The sequence below is a fragment of the Nocardia sp. NPDC056000 genome, from assembly GCF_042269265.1.
In the GTDB taxonomy this organism is placed as follows: domain Bacteria; phylum Actinomycetota; class Actinomycetes; order Mycobacteriales; family Mycobacteriaceae; genus Nocardia.
Genome location: NZ_JBHJXS010000003.1, coordinates 652,186 through 675,179, shown reverse-complemented (window position 1 = coordinate 675,179; position 22,994 = coordinate 652,186). Strand labels below are relative to the sequence as shown.

Sequence of the window (22,994 nt, the reverse complement as noted above, 5' to 3'; positions counted from 1 at the left end):
GTCCTGACGGCCAGAACCGTTGATTGAAGATCATTCCAGATAGGGTCTGCGCCCGAGCGCTGTTTTCCCCCTGACGATACCGCCGCTGTGCCCTTCAAATCACCGGCATCGCTGCACGTTCCGATGTCATTTCACTTGTTGCGAACGGCGGTGCGTGCATCGATCCGTGACGAACCGGTCGGTCAATCGCCAACTGTGCTCTTCTCGGCCACCGGGCGGCGTGTCGCGATCATTGCGTCCAATTGCTGTTCGGCGCGTTCGGCGCGGGCCGAGATCTGCTGGCGGGCATCGTCGAGGGCGGCGATGCGGGCGGCCGACTCCTGGCGCGCTCGATCCAGTGTCGCCGCGGCTTCGGCGCGCAGGGCCGATATATCGTCGGCGGCGCGCTGCCGGGTGGCGGCGGCCTCGGTGCGGACGCGTTCCAGTTCTGCTCGCACCCGCGTCAATTCGTCCCGGGTCTCGGCGACCACCTGATTGCGTTCGGCCGCAGCCTGTTCCGCGCGTTCGATGGCGCGGTCGGCATCGGCGGCCCGCTGGACGGCCAGATCCCGCTCGGCAGCGGCCGCCGTGATCTTCTGACCGCTCTCGCGGCGCACCTGCTCCACCTCGGCGGCGGCCTTCGATCGGGCCAGTTCGATCTCCTCGCTCGCCTGCTGACGCGCCCGCTCCACATCCTCGGCGGCCTCGCCCCGCACCGTGCGAACTTCCTGCTCCGCTTCGGTGCGCGCGGCGAACACATCATCGCCCGCCTGCTTGGTGATTCGCTCCACCTCGCGCAGCGCGTCATCGCGCGAACTCATCGCCTCGGCGATCCGGGCCTCGGCCTGCTCGGCGGCACCTGCCGCGTCCTCGGCCGCCGATTCCGCTGCCGCCCTGGACTCTTCGGCGTCCCGCCGTGCCTTCTCGGCCGCCACCGCGGCCATCTCGGCCTCGGCGATCCGGCGAGCCGCATCCGCCTGCACGGCCTGGACCTGCGCCTCCGCAATGGAAGGGTCTGCCAGCGTGGACAATTCGGCGACCGCCCCCGAGAGCGTATTCCCCAGCTGATCAGCCAGCGCCCGGAACTGAATCAGCAACTCATCGGCCCGCATTCGAGCCACGGTCACCGGCCCCTGTTGTGTCACAGTGACGTTCGCGGCCGGTACCTCGGCCTCCTCCTGTAACCGCCGCTGCCGTTCCCGCCAGGCCCTCCATCGCGTGTGATCCGGGTGCCCACAGTATTCCGACGGCCGCCCCGGCCCTCCGCCCTTGGTAATCGGCTTGCTGCATCCCGGGTAGTTACACACGCTCGACATGGCCAAATCGTAGCGTTGGTTCCGTCATTTCCAACGCAACAACACGAAACGAATCCTTTTGCGCCCCAATCAGAACCCAGCCGTCCTGACCACCGATAAGTGAACGTTATCGGATGTCAGGCTCCCCGATTCCCTCAATCTACCTGCAATTTCAATACGTTTAGTTTGGTCGCACCAAACGAAACGTAACTCCAACAGAACTCATCAAAAACTGTGCACCCTTCGAACATCGTTCGATTCGGACGATGCCCGCACCGCCGCGCAAGCGGTTGGCTGGAGGTCGATACGCCCCGCTCGAGGTGAGGGAGGATCGAGATGACGCCAGCTGCTCCGCGCGGGGTGCTGCTTCCGCTCGCGTTGGCGCAGTTCATCTGTAGCTTCGCGGGCTCGAATATGAATGTGATGATCAACGACATCAGCGTGGATCTGGGCACCACCGTCCAGGGTGTGCAGGTGGCGATCACACTGTTTCTGCTGGTCATGGCCGCGCTGATGATCCCCGGGGGCAAACTCGCCGACCGGTATGGGCGTAAGCGCTGCTTCCTGGCGGGTCTGTTGGTGTACGGCGTCGGTGCGGTGGCGAGTGCGATCGCACCGGGGCTGGGCGTGCTGATACTGGGCAATTCGATACTCGAGGGCATCGGCACGGCGCTGCTGATTCCACCGGTCTACATTCTGACGACGTTGCTGTTCACCGAAACCGTCGCGCGAGCAAAGGCGTTCGGGGTCATCATGGCGATGGGCGGGGTCGGCGCGGCTGCCGGACCGCTGATCGGCGGGCTCATCACCACGGCGCTGACCTGGCGCGCGGCGTTTCTGTTCCAGGCTGTGGTCGTCCTCTTGATCGCGCTATTGGGCAGGCGGATCGAGGATCCGTTGCCGCCGGATCCCAGCGCGCCGTTCGATATCAGCGGGGCAGTGCTCTCGGCCGCGGGCCTGATTCTGATCGTGTCGGGAATTCAAGCCGCTGACAACGATATTCGGCTGATGGCCCTACTGCTCGGGCTCGGGGCGGTGCTGTTGACCGCGTTCGTGCTCGGTGTCCGCGCCAAGGAACGCCGCGGTGTGGAGCCGCTGATCACGACCGCGATGTTCGCCTCGCGCACGGCCAATCTCGGCTTGATCACCCAACTGCTGCAGTGGTTGCTGCTCATCGGCACGTCCTTCGTGGTCGCCACCTACCTGCAGGTCGTGCGCGGGTACAACGCCGTCCAGACCGGCGTAATCTTCACCGCGGCAACGGCGGGACTGCTCGTATCCTCGCTGGCCGCAGCACGACTGGCACGCAGAAGATCGCAGCGCACCCTGATCAGAACCGGATTCCTCACCAGTGTGCTCGGGCTCGGCGTACTCATCGCGCTGGCCGACCGTTCACTGAATCCTTGGACCTTCGCACCCGGACTTCTGCTGGTGGGCTTGGGAATCGGAGCCATGCTCACCCCGTCGGTCACCGTCGTGCAATCCGCTTTCGGCGCGGACGACCAGGGTGAGATCTCCGGCCTGTCCCGCAGCGCCTCCAATCTCGGTTCGGCGCTCGGCACCGCGGTGGCGGGAACGATTCTCGTCGCCGATCTCACCGGGCACGCCTACGCCATGGCGACCATCGCGCTGGCCGGTATCGGACTCGCGGGCTTCGTCGTCGCCTCACTGCTGCCCGATCAAGCGGGCGATACCAGCAGATCCACCCGGTAGGTGGTGGGCGGAATCTGCTGGTTGGTGTGGCGGCCCGGGCGGACGGCCTGTAGTTCGATGCGATAGCCGTTGGTCGACGCGCTGCTCTCGCGCGGATTGGGGTGCAGGCCGTAGCGGGTTTCCGTCGCATCGACGGTCGCCGTCACGGTGACGGTGATATCGCCGGCCCAGGCACAGGTGACATCCTCGGGACAGCGGCTGTCACCGGAGACATCGGTGAGGGTTACCACCAGACGACCGGTGTCGAGCCGGGCGGTATCGCCGATGGCCAGGGTGAAGGTGGTGCCGGAGGTGGCGGTCACGGTGGTCGGCGGTGCGGTGGTGAGCTCATCCTCACCGCACCCCGCCGTACTGAGCAGGGCGGTCGCCGCCATCCCCCACTGGGCAAAACGCAAGGCTCTCATGGCAATCCATCCTTGCAGCGAGTCACGCCAGGCACCACGAGGTTATGAACACGCAGAAGGCGGTGAGCACGAGAGCGATCGCCAGCGCCTTGGCGAGCCAGGGACGCCAGGTGTGCAGGGCTTCCACCGCGATGTACAGCCAGCCGACGAGGATGATCGGGATTACGGCCGGGATGACCAGGGCCACCAGCGGACCGATTATCCAGCCCGCGATGCGGAATCTGCCCCAGGTGAGGCCGAGGAGCAGCGGTATGACAATGGCTCCGGAAACGCCGCCGATCAGTTTGTGCAGTGGGCCGTCGCCCATCCAGGGCAGCCCGACACCCGGAATGTCGAACAGATCCAGGGTGCCGAGGACACCGAGCAGCAGAATCAGCAGCAGGGTGCCCCAGAGCGCGATTCGATAGTGCCACTTCTGGATTGGGGACCAGTCGACCTGACGACCCTCGTGCATGGTGGCGACCGTGACCGCGGACCAGACCAGCCACCGGCGGATCAGCCCGGTGCCGGTCTTGGCCATGGCATCGCGAAAGATGCGATCGGCTTCATCGCGGTGGATTTCGCGTTCGGCGATGTAGCTGGCGGGTTCGCCCTTGGCAAGGACCAGGCCGTCGTGCAGGATCGCGGCGGGCAGGTGCGCGCCGGTTTTGGGGACCAGCCAGGTCAGAAACGGCGGGACCGAGGTCAGATCGGTGGTCCAGTGTTCGAGATCGGCGGGGACCTGGATGATGCCGACGCCGCCGGGAGCGTCGTCGACATAGCCGATGCGGCGCAATAGGCGGAATTCCTCACGGCCGCTGGCGGTGTCGTAGAGGCGCGCCAATTCGATGGTGAGATCGGGGGTGGGTTCCGCTTCGGGAGCCGGAGGGGCGGGCGGTGGTGGCGGTGCGGGTTCGGAGTTGACCACCACGGCCTCGGGGGAAATCGCGTCGGCGGCGACTTCGGCGGGGGCTTTACCCGCGTCGTAGAAGGATCCGCCGTTCTGCTCAACGCTGAGCTTCATACCCTCAGGATGACAGGAACATGCAGTACAGACGGGGTGCGGCGGGGTGACGATTTGGCATATCAACCAAAAGACTTCGTACATATGCACATTGACTGTTAGTGACCGATCGGTTGCAATCATGGGGTGAGCTACGACACGATCATCAAAAGCGGCCGCTGGTTCGACGGCACCGGCGCGCCCTCCGCTATCCGCCATCTCGGACTGCGCGGTGATCGCGTCGTCGCGGTCTCGGCGCAACCGCTCGATGAAACCGGCTGCGATAACGTCATCGACGCCACGGGCAAATGGGTGACACCCGGCATGGTCGACATCCATACCCACTACGACGTCGAAGTGCTGAAGGCTCCGGCGCTCACCGAATCCGTGCGGCACGGGATCACGACCATCATGCTCGGGTCCTGTTCGCTCTCGACCGTGCATGTGCAGCCCACCGATGCCGGTGACCTCTTCGGCCGCGTCGAGGCGATCCCGCGCCAGCACGTGATCGAAGCTGTCACCGGGCAGAACTGGGGGTCGGCGCGCGAGTACGTGGCCGCACTCGAGGAACTCCCCCTCGGCCCGAATATCGCCGCGATGCTGGGACATTCGGATATTCGCACCGCGTTGCTGGGCCTGGATCGAGCCACCCGCAAGAAGGTGCGCCCCACCGCCGCCGAACAATCGGCCATGGAGGCCGCCCTGCACGAGGCGCTCGATGCCGGATTCGTCGGCATGTCCGCGCAGCAGCTGCTCTTCGACAAGCTCGACGGCGATGTCTGCCGCTCCCGCACCCTGCCCTCGACCTACGCCCGGGCGAAGGAACGCCGACGCCTCAATGCGATTCTGCGGCAACGGGATCGCATCCTGCAGGCGGGGCCGGACATCACCTCGCCGCGCAGTATCGCGGCCATGACCTTCAGCAGCGCGGGCCTGTTCCGCCGCAAGCTCAAGACCACCCTGCTCTCGGCGGCGGATCTGAAGGCCAACCCGTTCCTGGTGTACATCATGGGTCCGCTCGCGCGGCTGGTGAACGCCCTGGGCGGTGATTTCCGCTGGCAGCATCTGCCGGTCCCGTTCGAGGTGTATGCCGACGGCATCGATCTGGTCATCTTCGAGGAATTCGGATCCGGCGCCGCCGCACTGCATCTGGCCGATCAGGTGCAGCGCAATGCCCTGCTCCAGGATGAGAGCTACCGCAGGCGTTTCCGCAAGGAGTACGACGCGAAGTTCGGTATGCGCGTGTGGCATCGCGATTTCTTCGATGCCGAAATCGTCGACTGCCCGGACGACTCCGTCATCGGCAAGACGTTCGGCCAGGTCGGGGTGAGCCGCGGCGGCCTGCATCCGGTCGACGCCTTCCTCGATCTGGTGGTCGAGCACGGCACCAAACTGCGCTGGCGCACCACCATCTCCAATCACCGGCCCGAATTCCTCGACAAACTGAGCGCGAATCCCGGTGTGCAACTGGGCTTCTCCGATGCGGGCGCACACCTGCGCAATATGGCCTTCTACAACTTCGGCCTGCGCTTCCTGCGCCGCGTGCATCGCGCGGAGCAGGCCGGACGCCCATTCCTGACCCTGGAGCACGCGGTGCACCGCATGACCGGCGAGCTGGCCGACTGGTACGGCATCGACGCCGGCCGCCTGCGCGAGGGCGACCGCGCGGATCTGGTCATCATCGATCCGGCGCACCTGGATGAGTCCCTGGACACATACGCCGAACAGGTGGTGCCCGAGTATGACAACCTGTCTCGCATGGTGAATCGCAATGACGCCGCGGTATCGGCCGTCTTCATCGGCGGCGAATTCGTCTTCGGCGACGGTGTTTCCGCACCCGTGCTCGGCACCCGCCGCACCGGCCGCTTCCTGCGGGCGGGAGGCCGATGACGGCCGTCACCGGTCGCCGCACACAAGCCGAACGCAGTGCCGCCACCCGGGCGGCACTGGTCGACGCCACCATCGAGACGATCGCCGAGATCGGCTATCACAATGCCTCGCTCGGCGAGATCAGCCGCCGCGCGGGCATTTCCAAGGGCGCGATCTTCCGGCACTTCGATTCCCGCACCGAATTGGTGGTGGCGGCCGCCGATGAGGTCAGTCACCGGCATATCGAGGCGGTGCAGATACTGCGCCGCACCGAGGCCACCGATCAGCCGATCGATCTGGCCGACATCATGCTCCGGGTGCGCGGTCAGATTCGCGATAAGACCAATACGGTCTGGTTCGAACTGCTGGTGGCCGCCCGCACCGAACCGGAATTGCGTGAACGCCTCGAACCCGTCGCCCGCGCGCTGCTCGACGCGGTGGAGGAGTTGGCGGTCGCCGCCCTCACCCCGATGGTCTCCCCCGAGACCGGCAAACTGCTCGCGACCTCGCTCATTCACATGTTCGACGGCGAGGCCATCTTCCGGTCCACCTATCCGCGCCCCGAACTGGAGGATTCGCGAATCGAGCGCCTGGTCGCGGTCTTCCCGCAGGTGCGCACCGCTTCCGAGCCGGGGTGATTCGGACCCATAATCTGGATGCCATGCCGCCGGATCAGCATCTCAGCCTCGACTACGCGGACTATCCGAGCATTGTCATTCCGCTCGATTCCGCGACCGGTCTGCTGGCGCATAGCCATCCGCAGCATCAACTGACCTGGGTGCCCGACGGCGTGCTCACCATGGAGACCCGGGATTCCCGGTGGGTGGTGCAGCGCGCGCGAGCGCTCTGGATTCCCGGCGGCACACCGCATTCGGTGATGCCGAGCTCATCGTGCGAGATGCTGTCGCTGTACTTCGAACCCGGGGATTCCCCGCTGGATTGGAAACAGCCGACCGTGGTGGACGCTTCCGGATTGATCGGCCCGCTGCTGCGGTACCTGTCGGATCTGCCCAATGCGCAGTCGGAGCAGCGAGCGCGCGGGAACGCGGTGCTGTGGGATCTGATGATCCCGATGGCGGTGACGATGATGCCGGTGGTGCTGCCGACCGATCCGGGTGCGCGGCGGGTTGCGCTCGCGCTCAAGGAGAATCCCGCCGATGCGCGCGGACTCGATGCCTGGGCCCGCGAGCTCTCGGTATCCACCCGCACGCTCTCGCGGCGCTTCCGAGCCGAGACCGGAACCAGTTTCGAACGCTGGCGCGCACTGGAGCGGTTGAACTCCGCACTGCCGCTACTCGCTGCGGGACAACCGATTTCGAGGGTCGCGCGGACCGTCGGTTACACCACCGCGAGTTCGTTCATCACCGCGTTCCGCCGCGAGATCGGCACCACCCCGGCCGTATTCTTCGGCGGGAGCGGTACCGATCTCGGCCGGGCTAGCGACGGATAGCGCGCCACTTCTCGGCCGCGAAGGCGAGCGCCGCCACCAGGGTGGCGGCCAGGCCGACGACCGTACCCAGCGTGAACAGCGCGTTCAGCCCCTCGATCGAGGCCGTATGCGCGGTCTCGGTCAATAGCGGTGTTGCCGAGGCGAATTCCGGTGGCACCGCTCCCGCCAGGTCGGTGCCCGCTCCGGCGGCGACCCCGTCGAGGAATTGGGTGCGCAATTCCGGCGTCACAGTGACATTGTGCGCGGCAAGGAGATCCAGGCCCCGACCCGCCTCCGCACGCGCGCTGTGGCTGAAAATCGCGCCGAGTCCCGCCACACCGATCGCCATGCCGACCTGCCGCAGCGTGCCGAAGGTCGCGCTGGCCATACCCGCGTTCGCATCCGAGGCGAAGGTCAGCGCGGCAGCCTGATTCACCGTGGTGATCGCGCCGAGCCCGATACCGCCGACGATCATGCCCGGCACGAAATGCGTCCAGGCATCGGCGCTTTCGACATTGCCCAGCAACCACATACCGAGCACGACCAGCCCCATGGTGAGCGGCAGCGACACCGCGGTCGGCACCCGCTTGGCCAGCACCGCGCCGAGCGGTGCGGCGACCAGCGCCGCGATGCTGATCGGCACCAGCCGCAGGCCCATCTGGAGCGGAGTGAATCCCATGGTGTTGATCAGGAAGATGGCCAGATAGTTGGAGGCGGCCATGAGCGTGGCCATATGCGCGACCGCGATGATCGCGATACCGGCGAATCCCGGCTTGCGCAGCATGGAGACATCGAAAAGCGCATGGGGAGTGCGGAATTGCCACGCCATGAACAGCGTCAGCAGCATTGCTGCGGCGATGCCGAGTGCGATGATCGTCCCCGAGGTCCAGCCCAGGGCATTGCCGCGGGTCAGGCCGAGTACGCCCGCCAGCAGTCCGCCCGAGAGCAGCACCGAACCGAGCCAATCCGTGCGGCGATCGAGATGCCTTGTGGTCTCGGGCATCCGGAGCAGCGCCAGCGCGAAGATCAGCACACCGATCGGCACATTGATGGTGAAGATGGACCGCCACCCGAACGCGGTGACCAGCGCACCGCCCAGGACCGGACCGGCAACGGTCGCACCCGCCATCACCGCGCCGTAGACACCGATCGCCCTGGCCCGGGCATGCGATTCGGGATAGGCCACCGCGAGCAGCGGCAGTGCCGTCGCGAAAAGCATTGCCGCGCCGATACCCTGCACCGCACGCAGCACATTGAGTTGCAGAATGCTGCCCGCGAGCACCAGCGCCAGCGAGGATGCGGTGAACACCGCCATACCGCTGAGGAATACCCGCTTGCGCCCGAACCTGTCACCGGCCGAGCCGAGGGTCAGCAGCAATCCGGCCAGCGGCAGCGCGTAGGCGTCGATCACCCATTGCAGGCCGTCGATGGAGGAGTCGAAGTCATCGCGAATATCCGCCAGCGCGGCGGAGACCACGGTCGCGTCGAGCATCAGCATGAAGATCGCGGTGCACACCATGAACAGCACCAGCCCCGGACGGGCGGTCGCGCCGACTGTTCGCCTCGATGGCTCGAGACCCGCGCCGGCAGTCGTCGTAGTCATTTGAAAACCTCTGATCTGGTCGGACGCGCAGCGCATCGAGCTGCCGCGTCCCTGGCGATTCGGTGGACGCACCCCGCCGGCCAGGGTGCGCCACCAACGCTAATGACGTCCCGACCTGTCGGAAAGACAGAATCGAGACAGCCGATTGCGCGTATCGGACACCGTTCGTGACCCGGGTCCGGGGAACCGCCTGCACCGCCCCGACCTCCGGCGGGATAGATTGCCCGGGAGCTCGCGGTAAACCAGCAGTCAACCCATCGACCCTTCAGGGACGGAGTCCGGACGTGTCCGACGCAGCACCGATCAGCTGGGACCACCTCAAATCCCGGCAGCCCACCGACGCCGACCGCGCCGCGCTGCAAACAGAACTCGTCACCCGCGCCCGCGCCGTGCGCCAGGACGGCTGGGCCGACCACCGCACCGAATGGTCTCCGAGCGAGGTCGCCGGGGTCGCCTACCTGCTCCAGGACACAGAGGTGCTGGAGGAACTCGGCGAACAGGAAGGCTCGGTGCTGACCGTGTTCGCGGGAAACCTGTACGGCTTCAACGGAGCTCGCAAGGACATCGAGGCCGGATTGGTCGGCACCCAGGCCTGGTTCGACGCCGCCCGCGCGGCGCTGGGTTCCTGAACTACCCCTCCTTCACGCGTGGCGGGGCACCGCGTCGGAGATCCGGGCGACCAGCTGCCACGGCCGGGAGGTGTCCGCCGTGGCCTTACCGCTGGTGAGGATTGCGCCCGACAGGCCCCGTGCGGGATCGGACCAGCCGTACTGGGTGGTCAAACCGCTTCGGCCGAAATGGGATTCGGTGTGGCGGCCGAATTTGGAGCGGCGTGCGCCCAGTTCGTATCCGGCCACCGATACTCGGCCCGCCGCGCCGGGAATCCAGCGGGCGGGCTGGACGGCCTGCCGCACGGTTTCCGGGCGCATGATTCGGACGCCGTCCAGTTCACCTCCGCGCGTGAGGATTTCGTAGAACCTGGAGAGTTCATACGCGGTGGTGACCAGGTTGCCCGAGGGGAGTTCGGCGGTGAGGAAGGCTCGGGTATCGGCCTCGGGGTTGGGGCCGGTGAGACCACCGCCGAGGGCTCTCCCCGCCAGATGACGCCAGATCCGGGAGGGGCCGGGGCCCACCTTGACGCTCGGGACGACCGCGTCCACATCGGCGGGATCGACGCCGAAGTTGTTCCAGCGGAAGCCCAATGGATCCAGGACCTGTTCGCGCAGATGGTCGCGCATGGGCTTGCCGGTGGCGCGGCGCACCAGCAGGCGCTGGATCAAACCGCTGGTGAGCGCGTGATAGACGCGGAATCGGCCGGGCTTCCAACTGGGGACCAGATCGGCGAGACCCCGCACCGCCAGCTCTTCGTCGAGGACCATCGCGGTGCCGGAGTAGGGCGCGGAGATGAAGGGGACGCCCGCGGAATGCGAGAGCACATCGGCGATGGTGATGCGTTGCTTACCGTTGGCCGCGAACTCCGGAATGTACTGGCTGACCGGATCATTCAGCGCGAACGCGCCCTGTTCGATGAGCATGAACATGAGTGCGGCGGCGACGCCCTTGGCGGTGGAGAAGCCGCAGAACGGCATATCGGGGGTGATGAGCTGTTTGGGTGTCTCGGCGGTGTCGGCGGGGCCATTGCCCCAGCCGTGCCCGATGGCCCGATTCAACAGGATCTTGCCGTCGCGGCGCAGACAGATCTGAATGGCCGGGGTGGTGCCCATGCGGTACCAGTCGCACACCGATTCCCAGATCGCCTCGACCGCGCGCGGATCCACCCCGAGCGCGGCGGCATCGTCCTCCGGTCTGGTGGTGGTCACCGTCTCGAGTTCGGGGTCGATCGGCACCATCGCTATCGCACCTGTGCTCATCCGACCAGGATAGTGAGGACCATTCGGTAGTTTCTGTGACGCGTCTGGCCGGAGTGTGGCAGCGCTAATCGGAACTGCTGCTCGAACTGCTGGAACCCGAATCGCTCGAACTGGAACCGGAATCGCTGGAACCGCTGCTGCCGCTGTCGTAGCTGGAGCCACCGCTGTCGTGACTCGAGCCGTGACCGCCGTGATCGTGGGACCAGCTGTGGCCGTGATGGCTCTGGTCCGAACCGCCGTGGTGACCGGAATCCCAGTCGCGATGGTGGTGACCGTGTTGCTGGTGGCCGTAGCCGTCCGAACCTTCCCAGGACGGATCGCCGGGCTGCCAGGGCGCGTTATTCGAGCTGTCATCGAAGAACGCGTGGGTCCAATGCTGATCGGAGTTCCGCCCCGGCCCCTGACCCGGAATCGGCAGTCGACGGGGTGAGCTACGGGTGACGAGCACGATCACGATCACCACCGGCACGACGATCACGCACAGCACCGCCGGGATCAGTACGAGCAGAATCTCCATGCCCGGATTATCGATGCTGGAAGCGGGTTTCGTGCGCCGAGCCCGCGACGCTCAGAACGACCAGATCAGCGGCACGACGCCGAGTGCGACCACGAGGTACAGCGCCAGCACCGGGAGCCCGAACCGCCAGTAGTCGCCGAAGCGATAACCGCCCGGACCCAGGATCATCAGATTCGCGGGTGTGGCGATCGGTGTCAGCACGGCAGCCGCGGCCGCGATCGCCACGCACATGAGCACCGGGCGCAGGGAGATCCCGGCATCGGCGGCCGCGGATACCGCGACCGGGACGATGACCAGTGCGGTGGCGGTATTACTGATGAATTGCCCCAGCAGCGCGGTGATTACGAATAAACCGAGCAGCAGCAGGATGCCATTGCCGCCCGCCGCGGACACGACCGTATGCGCGACCTGATCCGCGGCGCCGGAATGCTGCATGGCGATCGAGAGCGGGAACATGCCGCCGATGAGAACGACCGTGGTCCAGGAGATACTGCGATACGCGCCACCGGGATCGAGGACGCGCAACACCACCATGGCGCAGGCCGCGAGCAGGACCGCCACCGCCGCCGGAACCACTCCGGTCGCCATCAACAACACCATCACCGCGACGACCCCCAGCGCCCGCCACGCGCGCGGACCAGGCGGCACCAGTTGGCTGCGCAGCGCACCGGGCGACTCCACGCTGAGCACATCCGCGCGGCGATCGGCCTTGCGCGCCAATGCATCCCACGAACCGTGCAGCAGCAGGGTGTCCCCCGCCGCCATGCGAATGTTGCCCGATTCGCGGTCCCGCCCGTCCCGGCGCACACCGAGCACGACAACATCACCCACATCCGAGGACATGCCCGGGAACACCCGCTGCCCCACCAGCCGCGAGCGCGGGCTCACCACGACTTCGAGCAGACCCGTCTCGGCATTGAGCAGCAGCGGAATCAGTTGATCATCGTCGGGTGCGGTGCGCCGCTCCAGATGCTGTTGCCGCGCAAAGCTGTTCACGGCATCCGGTGCACCGCGCACGACGAGCAGGTCGCCGCGCTCGACGGGGTCTTGGCCGCGGGTCTGTTCGTCCGCCGTCAGCACGGTCACCGGGAACACCCCGGGCGGCTTGTGATCGATCAAGGTGTCGGCGGGCAGACCGACCAGCGGCGAGTCCCCGCGCACGCGCAAAAGCGCTGCGCCGCCGGTGAGTTGGTAGTCATAGACCAGGGTCCGCGCGTGTTCGCTCAGATCGGCGGGCAGGGTTTCGGGATCGCGGTCGGGCAGCAGCCGTTCGAGGAGCAGCGCCAGCGCGATGGTCCCCGCGACGAGTGGAATACCGGCGACCGCGAAGTCGAAGAACCCGAACTTCGGCACGCCCGCGGCTTCGGCGGCCTCGTTCACGAGCACATTGACCGGGGTTCCGGTCAGCACCAACAGGGTTCCGGCGTGTGCGGCGTAGGCCAGCGGCACCAGGAACTTCGACGGTCGCGCACCGAGTGTGATGGCCAGCGACACCGTCACCGGCAGCAGCGCGGCCACCGCACCGTTCTGGGTCAGCAGTGCGGCCAGCGCGGCGGAGACCAGCATGGCCAGCACCAGCGCCCGACGCTGCCGCCCACCCGAGAGCGCGACGATCCGGCGGCCCGCCCAGCCGGTGATACCGCTGGCCTCGAGCGCACCGCTGACCACGAACATGGCGGCGATGAACACCACCACCGGATCACCGAATCCGGCGAACACCTGATCGGAATCGATGAGCCCGAGCGCGTAGACCAGCAGCGCCGAACCCAGGGCCACGATCTCCACCGGGAGCCGGTTCCACAGGAACAGGGCGATCACCACGCCCAGCACGATCAGGCACTGCGTCGCCTGGCTCACGGCGTCATCCCTTCCGTCGGCAGGGAATCTCTTTCGGTGTCAGGCGATTTCGCCGATATTGCCGATGACGCGGTGCAGATTGATGCGGCCGTCGGCGAGTTGGTAGGTGACGCAGGCGATGGCGCATTCGCCGGCCGCGACGCGTTCGGAGATGATGATCGAGCGCTGCATGAGCACCCGTGCGGTCTCCACCACGTGCCGGGCTTCTAGATCGTCGACCTCTTCCAGGCCCTCGCGGCGGCCGATGAGGATGGAGGGCGTCACGCGTTCGACGACGCTGCGAATGAATCCGCCTGGGACATCGCCATTGTCGAGGGCATCGATGGTGGCGCGCACCGCCCCGCAGCTGTCATGCCCGAGCACCACGATGAGCGGGACGTTGAGCACGTGCACGCCGTATTCGATGGATCCGAGCACCGAACTGTCGATGACGTGTCCGGCGGTGCGCACCACGAACATATCGCCGAGGCCCTGATCGAAGATGATCTCGGCCGCCACCCGGGAGTCACCGCAGCCGAACAGGATCGCGTGCGGTTGCTGTCCGCCGACGAGTTTGGCGCGGGCGGCAGCGCCCTGACTGGGGTGCTGGAGTGTGCCTTTGACGAAGCGCTCATTGCCTTCACGCAGCGACTTCCAGGCACCGATCGGATTGGAGTGCGGCATGCGCCCTAATCTTCCACAGTCGCCCCGGGCCGATGGCCGCAATTCAGTTACGGTCTAGCAAATCAGTGCGTGTGGAAGCGGCCCGCGCGGCCCGATATTCGATGAGCGCGCATGGTTGCCACCGGAATGATCGACGTGGGCGCTACACTCTTGGCGCTATGGAACATATGTTCGAGTCGAGTGCGGACGGCCGCCCGGGGAATCGCCCCGAACGGGCGGCGATTCTGCACGCCGACCTGGACTCCTTCTACGCCTCGGTGGAACAGCGCGATGATCCGCGGCTGCGCGGGAAACCGGTGCTCGTGGGGTCGGGGGTGGTGCTGGCGGCGAGCTATGAGGCCAAGGCGTTCGGTGTTCGGACGCCGATGAATTCGCGGCAGGCGCTGCGATTGTGCCCGCATGCCATCGTGGTGCCGCCGCGCATGTCCGCGTACGCGCAGGCGAGCAAGCTGGTGTTCGAGATCTTCCGGGATACCACGCCCGAGGTGGAGGGCATCTCGATCGATGAGGCGTTCCTGGATGTGAGCGGGCTGTGGCGGATCGCCGGGACGCCGGTGGAGATCGCGCGGGGTTTGCGGGAGCGCGTTCGGCGCGAGGTGGGGCTGCCGATTTCGGTGGGGGTGGCGCGCACCAAGTTTCTGGCGAAGGTCGCCAGCGCCGTTTCCAAACCCGATGGGCTGCTGGAGGTTCCGCCGGATGGGGAGCTGGAATTCCTGCATCCGCTGCCGGTGGAACGGCTCTGGGGTGTGGGCGAGGTGACCGCACGAGAACTGCGTGAGCGCGGAATCACGAAGGTCGGGCAGTTGGCCGAAATGGGTGAGGGGCCGCTGGCCGGGGTGCTCGGATCGGCGGCCGGACGGCATCTGCACGCACTGTCGTGGGCGCGCGATCCGCGGCGGGTCGAGACCGGGCGCAGGCGGCGATCGATCGGCGCGCAGCGCGCGCTGGGCCGTCGTACCCGCACCGATGATGAGATCGAGGCGTATCTGTTCGGCCTGGCCGATCGGCTGGGGCACCGGCTGCGCAAGGCGCGCCGAGTATGCCGAACCGTGGTGCTGCGCTTGCGATTCGACGATTTCGGCCGCGCCACCCGCTCGCATACGCTGGCCGAGGCCACCGATAACGGCGAGGTCATTCTGCATGCGGCGCGCACGTTGCTGGCCGCGGCGCTGCCCATGATTCACGAGCGCGGGCTGACGCTGGTCGGTCTGGCGCTGACCAATCTCGATGACGCGGACACCATGCAGTTGTCGCTGCCGCTGGAGCATCGCGCGGAATCGACCCTCGATTCGACGCTGGACGAGCTCCGCAATCGATTCGGCGCGGGCACGGTCACGCGCGCCGCCCTGCTGGGTCGTGGAGAGGGACTGTCGGTTCCGATTCTGCCGGATTGAGCAACCGATGGTTGCGCGTTCGCCGATCGAGGACTACCGTCATACGCAACCAAACGTTGCACATGGAGGCCGGTATGACGAGTCTGGAATTCGGAAGCATTGAACGGGAGATCCACGTCGACGCCCCGCCCGAGGTGGTGTTCGAGGTGGTCAGCAGCCCTGAGCACATTTCGGAGTGGTGGACCGACGATGCCTCCTACGAGGTGAAACAGGGTGCGGTCGGCGAATTCGTCTGGGGTGATCGGGTCGATGTACTGGCGATGACGGTGGTCACCGTGGAGCCGCCGCGCCTGTTCGCGTTCCGGTGGTGCTATCCGGACAACGAGGTCGACGATGCGGTGAATTCGATGCTGGTCACCTTCGAGCTGACGCCCACCGATACCGGCACCACCATCCGCATGGTCGAGACCGGATTCCGCGAAATGGGCTGGGAGGTGGCCAAGTTGGAGGCGCAGTACAACGATCACGTCTCCGGTTGGGATACCTATATTCCGCGCCTGGGCGAATACATCGGGAAGCTGGTGTCCGCGCTATGACCACCGTGGTCGACGACGACCTGTGGTCGGCCATCGGCGATCCGACCCGTCGGCGCATGCTCGACCTTTTGCTGGTCGACGGTGATGGCACGGCCACCAGTCTCAGTGAACGACTACCCGTCACCCGGCAGGCCATCGCCAAACATCTCGGCGTCCTCGACCGCGTCGGCCTGGTGCACGGCACACCCGCCGGGCGCGAACGTCGCTATCGCGTCGATGAGGCCCAATTGGCCCGCGCCGTAGCGCAATTGGCCCAGGTCGGGTCGGAATGGGATGCCCGATTGCGGCGCATCAAACGGCTCGCCGAAGCGATTCAGCGCGCCAAGGAAAAGCACGACGCACAGCAGTGACCGAACACGGCAAGATCAAGCACAGAAGGAAGAACGACAATGGTGGACATCCTGCACCAGGTAGGAATCAAATCGCCCAAGGCCGAGGTCTATTCGGCGCTGACCAGCGTCGAGGGCCTATCGGGCTGGTGGGCCAGCAATACCTCCGGCAAGGGCAATGACGTCGGCGGTGTACTCGAATTCCGTTTCGGCCCCGGCGGAATCGATATGAAGGTCGTCGACCTCGTCTCGGACAAGCGGGTGCTCTGGGAGGTCGTCGACGGTCCGGAGGAATGGATCGGCACCCATGTCGAGTTCGAGCTCGAACAGGCCGACGAGTACGCCAATGTGATGTTCCGGCATCTGGGCTGGAAGGAGCCCGTACCGTTCATGCACCATTGCAGCACGAAGTGGGCGGTATTCCTGGTCAGCCTGAAGCAGCTGATCGAAACGGGTACGGGCGCACCGGATCCGCGCGATATCAAGATCGACAGCTGGAACTGATCCGCCCGATCCCCCGCGGCTAGTTGCCGGTGGTCAGCGATCGTTCGATACCCGGCCAGGCTTGATGCAGCGCGTCCTGCCAGTACGGCCACGAATGCTGACCGCCGGGGACATAGGTGTAGGTCGCGGGTATGCCCAGTTGCGTTGTGCGCTTATCCAATTCGTGCGTACAGGTGTCGACGACCGATTCGAGCGCTCCGCCGCCGGCGGCGGTATGCGCGCGCCCGGTGGGGTCCGCCGCTCCGCCGTCACCGGCGGAGATGTGCAGATCGATCCCGCGCAATTTCTCCAGATTCTCCGGGGTGGACGGATCGTTGGCGACCCAGCCCGGCGCTCCGTCCACGCCCCACATATTCCACGGGTTGCCGCCGCCGGAGAGCACCACCGCCTGCACATACCGTCGGCCCGGATCGGTACTGGTTTCGGCGCAGCCGCTGAACGAGCCGACGCTGCGGTACAGCTCGGGCGCGGATTCGGCCAGGGAAAGCGCGGCGGTGCCCGACATCGACACTCCCACAATGGCATTGCGGCCGGAACCGTTCAGTTCCGCATCGAGCAACGGCGGCAGTTCTCGCGTCAGGAAGGTGGTCCATTTATTGCGACCCAGGTTCGGATCGTCGGCGATCCAATCGGTGTAGTAGGTGTAGCGGCCGTCCAGGACCGTCACGGTATTGACGTTCTTATCGGCCATGAAGTCGGCCAGATCGGTATTGGTCTCCCAGGAGGATTCGACGCCACTCGCGTCGACACCGTCCTCCGCGCCATTGAGTAGATAGAGCGTCGGTTGCGGGCGACTGGAATCGGCGGCCCGGATGATGCGCAAGCCGATCACCCGGTTCATGGCGGCCGAGTACACGTAGATGGTTTCGCGCCGCTCATCGGTGCGCACCACATGATCGATATGCGAGCCGTCCCCCGCTTCGGCCGGGGCGGCCGCCCCGGCGGGCGCCGCCACCAATGCCGCCGAGGCGGCGCATACCGAAACCACGACCCATCTACCGATCTTGCGACGCTGCACACTCATCCGATCACCTGACGTCCACTGCCGAATCACTGGGCCAACGCCCAAGATCGTTCCCGCGTTCCCCACTCGAAAAATTGCCCCGCATAACCCGATTCACAGCGTTTTCCCAGCTAGAGGCCAGTCTCCTCACCGGCTCGGCGGCGAGACTCCCGCGGTGACCGTCACCACCGCCGAGTCCGCGCCGCCCGTATCGACGCCGCCCGCCGAGACCGCAACGGCCCTGCTGCCACCCGCCCGCAGATGGGAGCGGCTGGGGTTGGCCGCGCTTCTGCTGGGCACCGCCGTGGCCTACCTCTGGAATATCACCGTCAATGGGATGGGCAATGGGTTCTATGCCGCCGCGGTGTGGTCGGGCTCGGACGATTGGAAGGCACTGCTGTTCGGGTCCCTGGATCCGGGCAATTTCATCACCGTCGACAAGCCGCCGGTGTCGCAATGGGTGATGGCGCTCTCGGGTCAGATCTTCGGCTTCAGCAGTGCCAGCATGCTCGCGCCGCAGGCGCTCATGGCGGTGGCCGCTGTCGCGCTCATGTACGGCGCGGTCACCCGGGTCACCGCGAATCGCGGAGCCGGATTGCTCGCAGGCGCGGTCCTGGCCGTGACACCCGTGGTGGCGCTGATGTTCCGTTTCAACAATCCCGACGCGGTCATGGTGCTGCTCATGACCGCGGCCGCCTACTGCACGATTCGGGCGCTGCCCAGGGCGAGCCTGCGCTGGCTGCTACTGGCCGGAGTCGCACTGGGTTTCGCGTTCCTGGCCAAGATGCTCGAAGGTTTGATGGTGCTGCCCGCGCTCGGGCTGGCCTATCTGGTGGTCGCGCCGACCTCCCTGCGTAATCGATTCCTGCACCTGCTCGCCGCCGCGGGCGCACTGCTGGTCTCCTCGGGCTGGTATGTGCTGCTGACCATCCTGTGGCCGGAGTCCTCACGGCCGTATCTGGCGGGGTCCAAGGACAACACGTTCATGGATCTGGTGCTGGGCTACAACGGATTCGCGCGCTATCTGGGCCACAACCATATGGGCGGACGCAATCCGTTCCAATTGCCCGAGGGCTATCAGATCCCGCACAGCGTCGAACAGCATTTCGGGCCGGGCGGATTCGGGTCGGGACGCACCCGCATGTTCACCGGTGAGATCGGCTTCGAGATCTCGTGGCTGCTGCCTGCGGCGCTGCTGGCGTTCGTGCTCGTCCTCATTGCCCGCCGCAAGGAGCCCCGCACCGACCTGATCCGTGGGGCCGCACTGGTTTTCGGGCTGTGGCTGATCATCGACGGTGTCGCGTTCTCGGGCATGCAGGGCGGTATGCACGCCTATTACACCCTCGCCGTGGCACCGGCCATCGCCGGGGTGTTCGCGCTCGGCGCGCATGAACTGTGGCAGCGGCGCACGACGGCCTTCGGCCGAATCGGCGGGGCCGCACTGATTCTCAGCATGGGCGGCTGGGCCTTCGTGCTGTTGCAGCGCAATCACGCGTGGCAGCCGTGGCTGCGCTGGACGATTTTCACGCTCACCGCGGTGACGGTGCTCGGCTTGATTCTGGCGGCGCTGCCGCCCGCCGCGAAACGCGCCCGCACCCGCGATCGCGCCACCTCGCTGCTGCTCATCGCGGGCATTCTCGCCGGGCTCGCGGGCTCGGTCGCCTATACCGCCGCGACCCTGCCGCAGTCGCATACCGGCGGCGGACCGAGCGTCGGCCCACCGGCCCCGCCCCGAGACTTGGGTGCGCTCAGCGCTTTCCGCAGTCAGATGAGCATGATGATGGGAAACGGTGACGTCGATCCGCAATTGGTCGCCCTGCTGAAGGCCACCGATACGAAATGGTCCGCCGCCATCGACCGGTCCGGTCCGGCGGCCGGGCTCGAATTGGCCACTCGCACCTCGGTGATCGCCATCGGCGGGTTCACCTCCGAGGATCCGGTGCCGACGCTGCCGCAATTCCAGCAGTATGTGCGCGATCGCCAGATCGGCTACTACATCGTCCCCGAGGTGAAACTGCCCGACTCCTGGCGCACCGATAAGAAGCCCGCCGATCCGACAGCGCCTGCGGCACAGCCGAATCCGGCGCAGCCCAACTCCGAGGCCGGGGTGTGGCGGCCCGCCGGGAACAAGCAGATTCTGGACTGGGTGATGGCCCACTACACCGAACAGCACGTCGGCAATCTCGCGGTCTTCGACCTCACCGCACCGGCGCACTGACTGTCGCGGCCCTACTGCCCGGTCTGCGAGGCCGCGGCGGTGGGGTCGAGATCGGCCAGTGAGAGTGGGTGGCGGGGTGCGGAATTCATGATGATGTGGGACGTCACCCGCAGCGCACCATCGACATGCAGGAGTTCCCCGGGCGCGAGCGCACGCCAGCCCGGGTCGGGATCCATGCGCTCGGTCGCGATAACCACGGCCGGATGATCGGTGAGTTGTGCACTGGCCGCGTGGATTCCGGTGCGCCCGCCATGCTCGAGATGGTGAGTGCCGTCCGGGCCGCCGGGATCTCGCTCCAGTACGAACAGATCGTGGGTGTCGGGATAGCGCAGCGCCCACAGGTCGGTGGCGGTGGTCAGGATGATATTGAGCGCGTAGACGGGCAGGTTGTCCGCGATCCAGCGCACCGCGTCGGCGATGCCCGCGCTCACGTCTCCCCCGTGCCGATCCGTGCGCTGGGTGATGAGCGCGAAGAACCGTTCGGAATCGGTGTCGCCATGGACCAGAGCGCGGTAGTCACCGAGTTCCGCCTCCAATTCGGGCAGGCCCTGCAATACACCGTTGTGCGCGAACAATCGATCGTGCTGTTCGAATGGATGCGTATTGTTCGGTTGCAAACCGCCGGTGGACGCGAAGCGGACGTGGGCGATGAATGTGGCCGATTCCCGCTCCCGCGCTTCCCTGGTGAAGTCCGCGTCCCGATACGCCGCGATCGGCTGCTTCTCCACCACGGGTTTCCCATCCGCGGTGAAGGTGCCCAGCCCGACCCCGTCCGGTTCCCGATGGCTCTGCTGCTCCAGACTGTCCGGGGCGTTCACCAACCAGAATGTGGCTTTGACCCGCTGCGGTGCGGCCGAAAGTCCGAACAGCCTGCACATGGCGTCCTCCTCGAAAGTCGACGACCCTCCGAAATATTCTGCATCGCGGCCAAGTTGGTAGAACGCATGGCCGATGAAGCACGTCAGCAGCTCAACCAGAAGATCATCGACGAATTCCGCGCGAATTCGGGGAAGCTCGGGGGTCAGTTCGCCGGAATGGACCTGCTGTTGCTGACCACGATAGGCGCGCACAGCGGCGAAGCGCGCACCTGGCCGCTCGGTTTCCATCGCGACGGCGAGGACATCGTCATCTTCGCGGCCAATGGCGGTCGCCCCAATCGGCCGGGCTGGTACTACAACCTGCTGGCGCATCCGGACGCCACCATCGAGGTCGGTGCGGAAACCCTCCCCGTCCGGGCGGCCGTGGCCAGTGGCGACGAACGCCAGCGCCTGTGGGACACCGTGCTCACCCCCTTCCCCTTTCTGGCCGACTTCCAGGCCAAGGTCTCCTGGGAAATCCCCGTGATCACGCTGTCCCGCAACGAGAACTGATCGCGGCTACCGTGGCGGTGTGACTATCACCGCAGGGGAAAGTGTGATCGATCGCCGCGCCCTCACCGGCTGGAGCCGCACGGCTTCCACAGTGGCGCAGGTACTTTCGACCGACGATATCGATCGGGTGGCGCGCGCGGTCCGGGAGGCGGGCCCGCGCGGCGTTATCGCCCGGGGCCTGGGCCGCAGCTACGGCGATCCGGCGCAGAACGGCGGCGGCCTGGTCGTCGATATGACGGCGTTCGCCCGAATCCACAGCGTCGACCCCGAGTCCGGCGTCGTCGATGTGGATGCCGGGGTGAGCCTGGACGCGCTCATGCGCACGGTGCTGCCGCACGGCCTGTGGGTTCCGGTGCTGCCGGGCACGCGGCAGGTCACCGTGGGCGGGGCCATCGCCTCCGATATCCATGGCAAGAACCATCATTCGCACGGCAGCTTCGGCAATCACGTGCTCTCGATCGAATTGCTGACCGCCGACGGAACGGTGCGCACACTCGAACCCGAAGGGCCCGAATCGGAACTGTTCTGGGCGACCGTCGGCGGTATGGGCCTGACCGGCATCGTGGTGCGCGCGCGAGTGCGTTGCAAGCACACCGAAACCGCGTATTTCATCGTCGACAATGACCGCACCACATCCCTCGCCGAGACCATGGAATTACTGACCGGTGGATCCGATGACGGCTACGACTATTCGATGTCGGTGCCGGACACCATCAGCACCGGTGCAAGACTCGGGCGGGCCGCGTTCAGTCGCGGGTCCCTGGCCAAACTTGACGAGCTGCCGATGAAGTTGCGTGGGAATCCGTTGAAATTCGATGCGCCGCAGCTGTTCACCGTGCCGGATATCTTCCCGAACGGGATGGTCAACAAGGTGACCGCGCGGGTGCTCGCCGAGGTGGCGTATCGGGCGTTCCCGAAGCGGGCGCGCGGGCGGATTCAGAATTTGACGCAGTTCTATCACCCGCTGGATCTGCTCGGGGAATGGAATCGGGCCTATGGGCGGCGCGGGTTCCTGCAGTATCAGCTGTCCATGCCGTTCGGGGCGGAGGATCAGCTTGCCGATGCGGTGCGTGCGATCGCGCACTCCGGGCATCCTTCGTTCCTGAATGTATTCAAACGGATGGGGCCGGGTAATCGTGCGCCGCTGTCGTGGCCGCATCCGGGTTTCATGTTGAGCCTGGACTTTCCGATCGCGCCCGGACTGGATCGATTGTGCGCGGAATTGGATGAGCGGGTGCTTGCCGCGGGTGGACGGCTGTACTTCGCGAAGGATTCGCGGACCACTCCGGAGATGGTGCGGGCGATGTATCCGCGGCTCGCGGAATGGCAGCGGGTGCGGGATGCGGCTGATCCGGAGCGGGTGTTCGTGTCCGATCTGGCTCGGCGCGTCCGGCTCGTCGAGGGCGAACCGGTGAGTGCGCGCCGCTAGTCTCGCCGAAGGCATACCTAGACGCAGGT

At 66.3% G+C, this 22,994-nt stretch carries 22 protein-coding genes; 12 read left to right on the top strand and 10 right to left on the bottom strand.

The features are described from left to right. Positions 1–182: 182 nt before the first annotated feature. The gene (locus tag ACFC4D_RS11750) at positions 183–1,091 is read right to left on the bottom strand and encodes a hypothetical protein (protein WP_375952155.1); all 909 of its coding nucleotides are present in this window, start codon (positions 1,089–1,091) and stop codon (positions 183–185) included. 519 nt (positions 1,092–1,610) lie between these two features. On the opposite strand from ACFC4D_RS11750, the gene ACFC4D_RS11745 reads away from it, so the two are divergent. Beyond that, on the top strand, positions 1,611–2,987 hold the full coding sequence (locus tag ACFC4D_RS11745; RefSeq protein ID WP_376062678.1) for an MFS transporter: 1,377 nt from the start codon (positions 1,611–1,613) through the stop codon (positions 2,985–2,987). On the opposite strand, the gene ACFC4D_RS11740 is transcribed toward ACFC4D_RS11745, so the two are convergent. Then, positions 2,954–3,391 carry a hypothetical protein gene (locus ACFC4D_RS11740; protein WP_375952159.1) on the bottom strand — a complete coding sequence of 146 codons (438 nt, stop codon included), beginning with the start codon at positions 3,389–3,391 and terminating at the stop codon, positions 2,954–2,956. The genes ACFC4D_RS11745 and ACFC4D_RS11740 overlap by 34 nt on opposite strands. 22 nt (positions 3,392–3,413) lie before the next feature. Beyond that, positions 3,414–4,394: a DUF1353 domain-containing protein gene (locus tag ACFC4D_RS11735; RefSeq protein WP_376062677.1), complete on the bottom strand. Its 981-nt coding sequence runs from the start codon at positions 4,392–4,394 to the stop codon at positions 3,414–3,416. 126 nt (positions 4,395–4,520) lie between these two features. Here ACFC4D_RS11735 and ACFC4D_RS11730 point away from each other — a divergent pair, with 126 nt between their 5' ends. The 3 genes from ACFC4D_RS11730 to ACFC4D_RS11720 are packed head-to-tail and all read left to right on the top strand — an operon-like array spanning position 4,521 to position 7,692. Continuing rightward, positions 4,521–6,263 carry an amidohydrolase family protein gene (locus tag ACFC4D_RS11730; protein WP_376062676.1) on the top strand — a complete coding sequence of 581 codons (1,743 nt, stop codon included), beginning with the start codon at positions 4,521–4,523 and terminating at the stop codon, positions 6,261–6,263. After that, complete coding sequence (locus tag ACFC4D_RS11725; RefSeq protein WP_376062675.1) at positions 6,260–6,880, top strand: TetR/AcrR family transcriptional regulator; 621 nt, start codon at positions 6,260–6,262, stop codon at positions 6,878–6,880. Before ACFC4D_RS11730 ends, ACFC4D_RS11725 begins: the two co-directional genes overlap by 4 nt. Positions 6,881–6,903: 23 nt before the next feature. Further along, on the top strand, positions 6,904–7,692 hold the full coding sequence (locus ACFC4D_RS11720) for a helix-turn-helix domain-containing protein (protein ID WP_376062674.1): 789 nt from the start codon (positions 6,904–6,906) through the stop codon (positions 7,690–7,692). Here the strand turns inward: ACFC4D_RS11720 and ACFC4D_RS11715 are convergent. Beyond that, positions 7,679–9,274 carry an MFS transporter gene (locus ACFC4D_RS11715; RefSeq protein ID WP_376062673.1) on the bottom strand — a complete coding sequence of 532 codons (1,596 nt, stop codon included), beginning with the start codon at positions 9,272–9,274 and terminating at the stop codon, positions 7,679–7,681. The genes ACFC4D_RS11720 and ACFC4D_RS11715 overlap by 14 nt on opposite strands. A gap of 284 nt (positions 9,275–9,558) precedes the next feature. Between ACFC4D_RS11715 and ACFC4D_RS11710 the strand changes: the two genes are divergently transcribed. Then, the gene (locus tag ACFC4D_RS11710) at positions 9,559–9,903 is read left to right on the top strand and encodes a hypothetical protein (RefSeq protein WP_364634691.1); all 345 of its coding nucleotides are present in this window, start codon (positions 9,559–9,561) and stop codon (positions 9,901–9,903) included. A gap of 12 nt (positions 9,904–9,915) precedes the next feature. Here the strand turns inward: ACFC4D_RS11710 and ACFC4D_RS11705 are convergent, their stop codons facing one another. The 4 genes from ACFC4D_RS11705 to ACFC4D_RS11690 form a co-directional block, all read right to left on the bottom strand. After that, positions 9,916–11,145 carry a serine hydrolase gene (locus tag ACFC4D_RS11705; protein WP_376062672.1) on the bottom strand — a complete coding sequence of 410 codons (1,230 nt, stop codon included), beginning with the start codon at positions 11,143–11,145 and terminating at the stop codon, positions 9,916–9,918. A gap of 64 nt (positions 11,146–11,209) precedes the next feature. Continuing rightward, entirely contained in the window at positions 11,210–11,662 is a 453-nt protein-coding gene (locus tag ACFC4D_RS11700; protein WP_376062671.1) for a hypothetical protein, read from the bottom strand. Positions 11,663–11,713: 51 nt separating this feature from the next. Then, the gene (locus ACFC4D_RS11695; RefSeq protein WP_376062670.1) at positions 11,714–13,519 is read right to left on the bottom strand and encodes an SLC13 family permease; all 1,806 of its coding nucleotides are present in this window, start codon (positions 13,517–13,519) and stop codon (positions 11,714–11,716) included. 39 nt (positions 13,520–13,558) lie between these two features. After that, on the bottom strand, positions 13,559–14,182 hold the full coding sequence (locus ACFC4D_RS11690) for a carbonic anhydrase (protein WP_364634702.1): 624 nt from the start codon (positions 14,180–14,182) through the stop codon (positions 13,559–13,561). Between the two features lie 167 nt (positions 14,183–14,349). Between ACFC4D_RS11690 and dinB the strand changes: the two genes are divergently transcribed. The 4 genes from dinB (at position 14,350) to ACFC4D_RS11670 (ending at position 16,945) form a co-directional block, all read left to right on the top strand. Beyond that, positions 14,350–15,576 carry a DNA polymerase IV gene (gene dinB, locus ACFC4D_RS11685; protein ID WP_376062726.1) on the top strand — a complete coding sequence of 409 codons (1,227 nt, stop codon included), beginning with the start codon at positions 14,350–14,352 and terminating at the stop codon, positions 15,574–15,576. A 74-nt stretch (positions 15,577–15,650) separates the two neighbouring features. Then, on the top strand, positions 15,651–16,112 hold the full coding sequence (locus tag ACFC4D_RS11680) for an SRPBCC family protein (protein ID WP_364634705.1): 462 nt from the start codon (positions 15,651–15,653) through the stop codon (positions 16,110–16,112). Further along, positions 16,109–16,462, top strand: coding sequence for an ArsR/SmtB family transcription factor (locus ACFC4D_RS11675; RefSeq protein ID WP_376062669.1), 354 nt, complete (start codon positions 16,109–16,111; stop codon positions 16,460–16,462). The genes ACFC4D_RS11680 and ACFC4D_RS11675 overlap by 4 nt, the downstream gene beginning before the upstream one ends. Positions 16,463–16,501: 39 nt before the next feature. Next, positions 16,502–16,945, top strand: a complete 444-nt coding sequence (locus ACFC4D_RS11670) for an SRPBCC domain-containing protein (protein ID WP_376062668.1) — start codon at positions 16,502–16,504, stop codon at positions 16,943–16,945. A gap of 19 nt (positions 16,946–16,964) precedes the next feature. On the opposite strand, the gene ACFC4D_RS11665 is transcribed toward ACFC4D_RS11670, so the two are convergent. After that, positions 16,965–17,969, bottom strand: a complete 1,005-nt coding sequence (locus tag ACFC4D_RS11665; protein ID WP_376062667.1) for an alpha/beta hydrolase — start codon at positions 17,967–17,969, stop codon at positions 16,965–16,967. 154 nt (positions 17,970–18,123) lie between these two features. Between ACFC4D_RS11665 and ACFC4D_RS11660 the strand changes: the two genes are divergently transcribed. Next, a complete protein-coding gene (locus tag ACFC4D_RS11660; RefSeq protein WP_376062666.1) occupies positions 18,124–20,166 on the top strand; it encodes an ArnT family glycosyltransferase in 2,043 nt (680 codons plus the stop codon). An 11-nt stretch (positions 20,167–20,177) separates the two neighbouring features. On the opposite strand, the gene ACFC4D_RS11655 is transcribed toward ACFC4D_RS11660, so the two are convergent. Further along, positions 20,178–21,044, bottom strand: a complete 867-nt coding sequence (locus ACFC4D_RS11655; protein ID WP_376062665.1) for a class II glutamine amidotransferase — start codon at positions 21,042–21,044, stop codon at positions 20,178–20,180. A 66-nt stretch (positions 21,045–21,110) separates the two neighbouring features. On the opposite strand from ACFC4D_RS11655, the gene ACFC4D_RS11650 reads away from it, so the two are divergent. Then, positions 21,111–21,536 carry a nitroreductase family deazaflavin-dependent oxidoreductase gene (locus ACFC4D_RS11650; RefSeq protein WP_364634722.1) on the top strand — a complete coding sequence of 142 codons (426 nt, stop codon included), beginning with the start codon at positions 21,111–21,113 and terminating at the stop codon, positions 21,534–21,536. Positions 21,537–21,561: 25 nt separating this feature from the next. Further along, on the top strand, positions 21,562–22,965 hold the full coding sequence (locus ACFC4D_RS11645; RefSeq protein WP_376062725.1) for an FAD-binding protein: 1,404 nt from the start codon (positions 21,562–21,564) through the stop codon (positions 22,963–22,965). Positions 22,966–22,994: the final 29 nt, after the last annotated feature.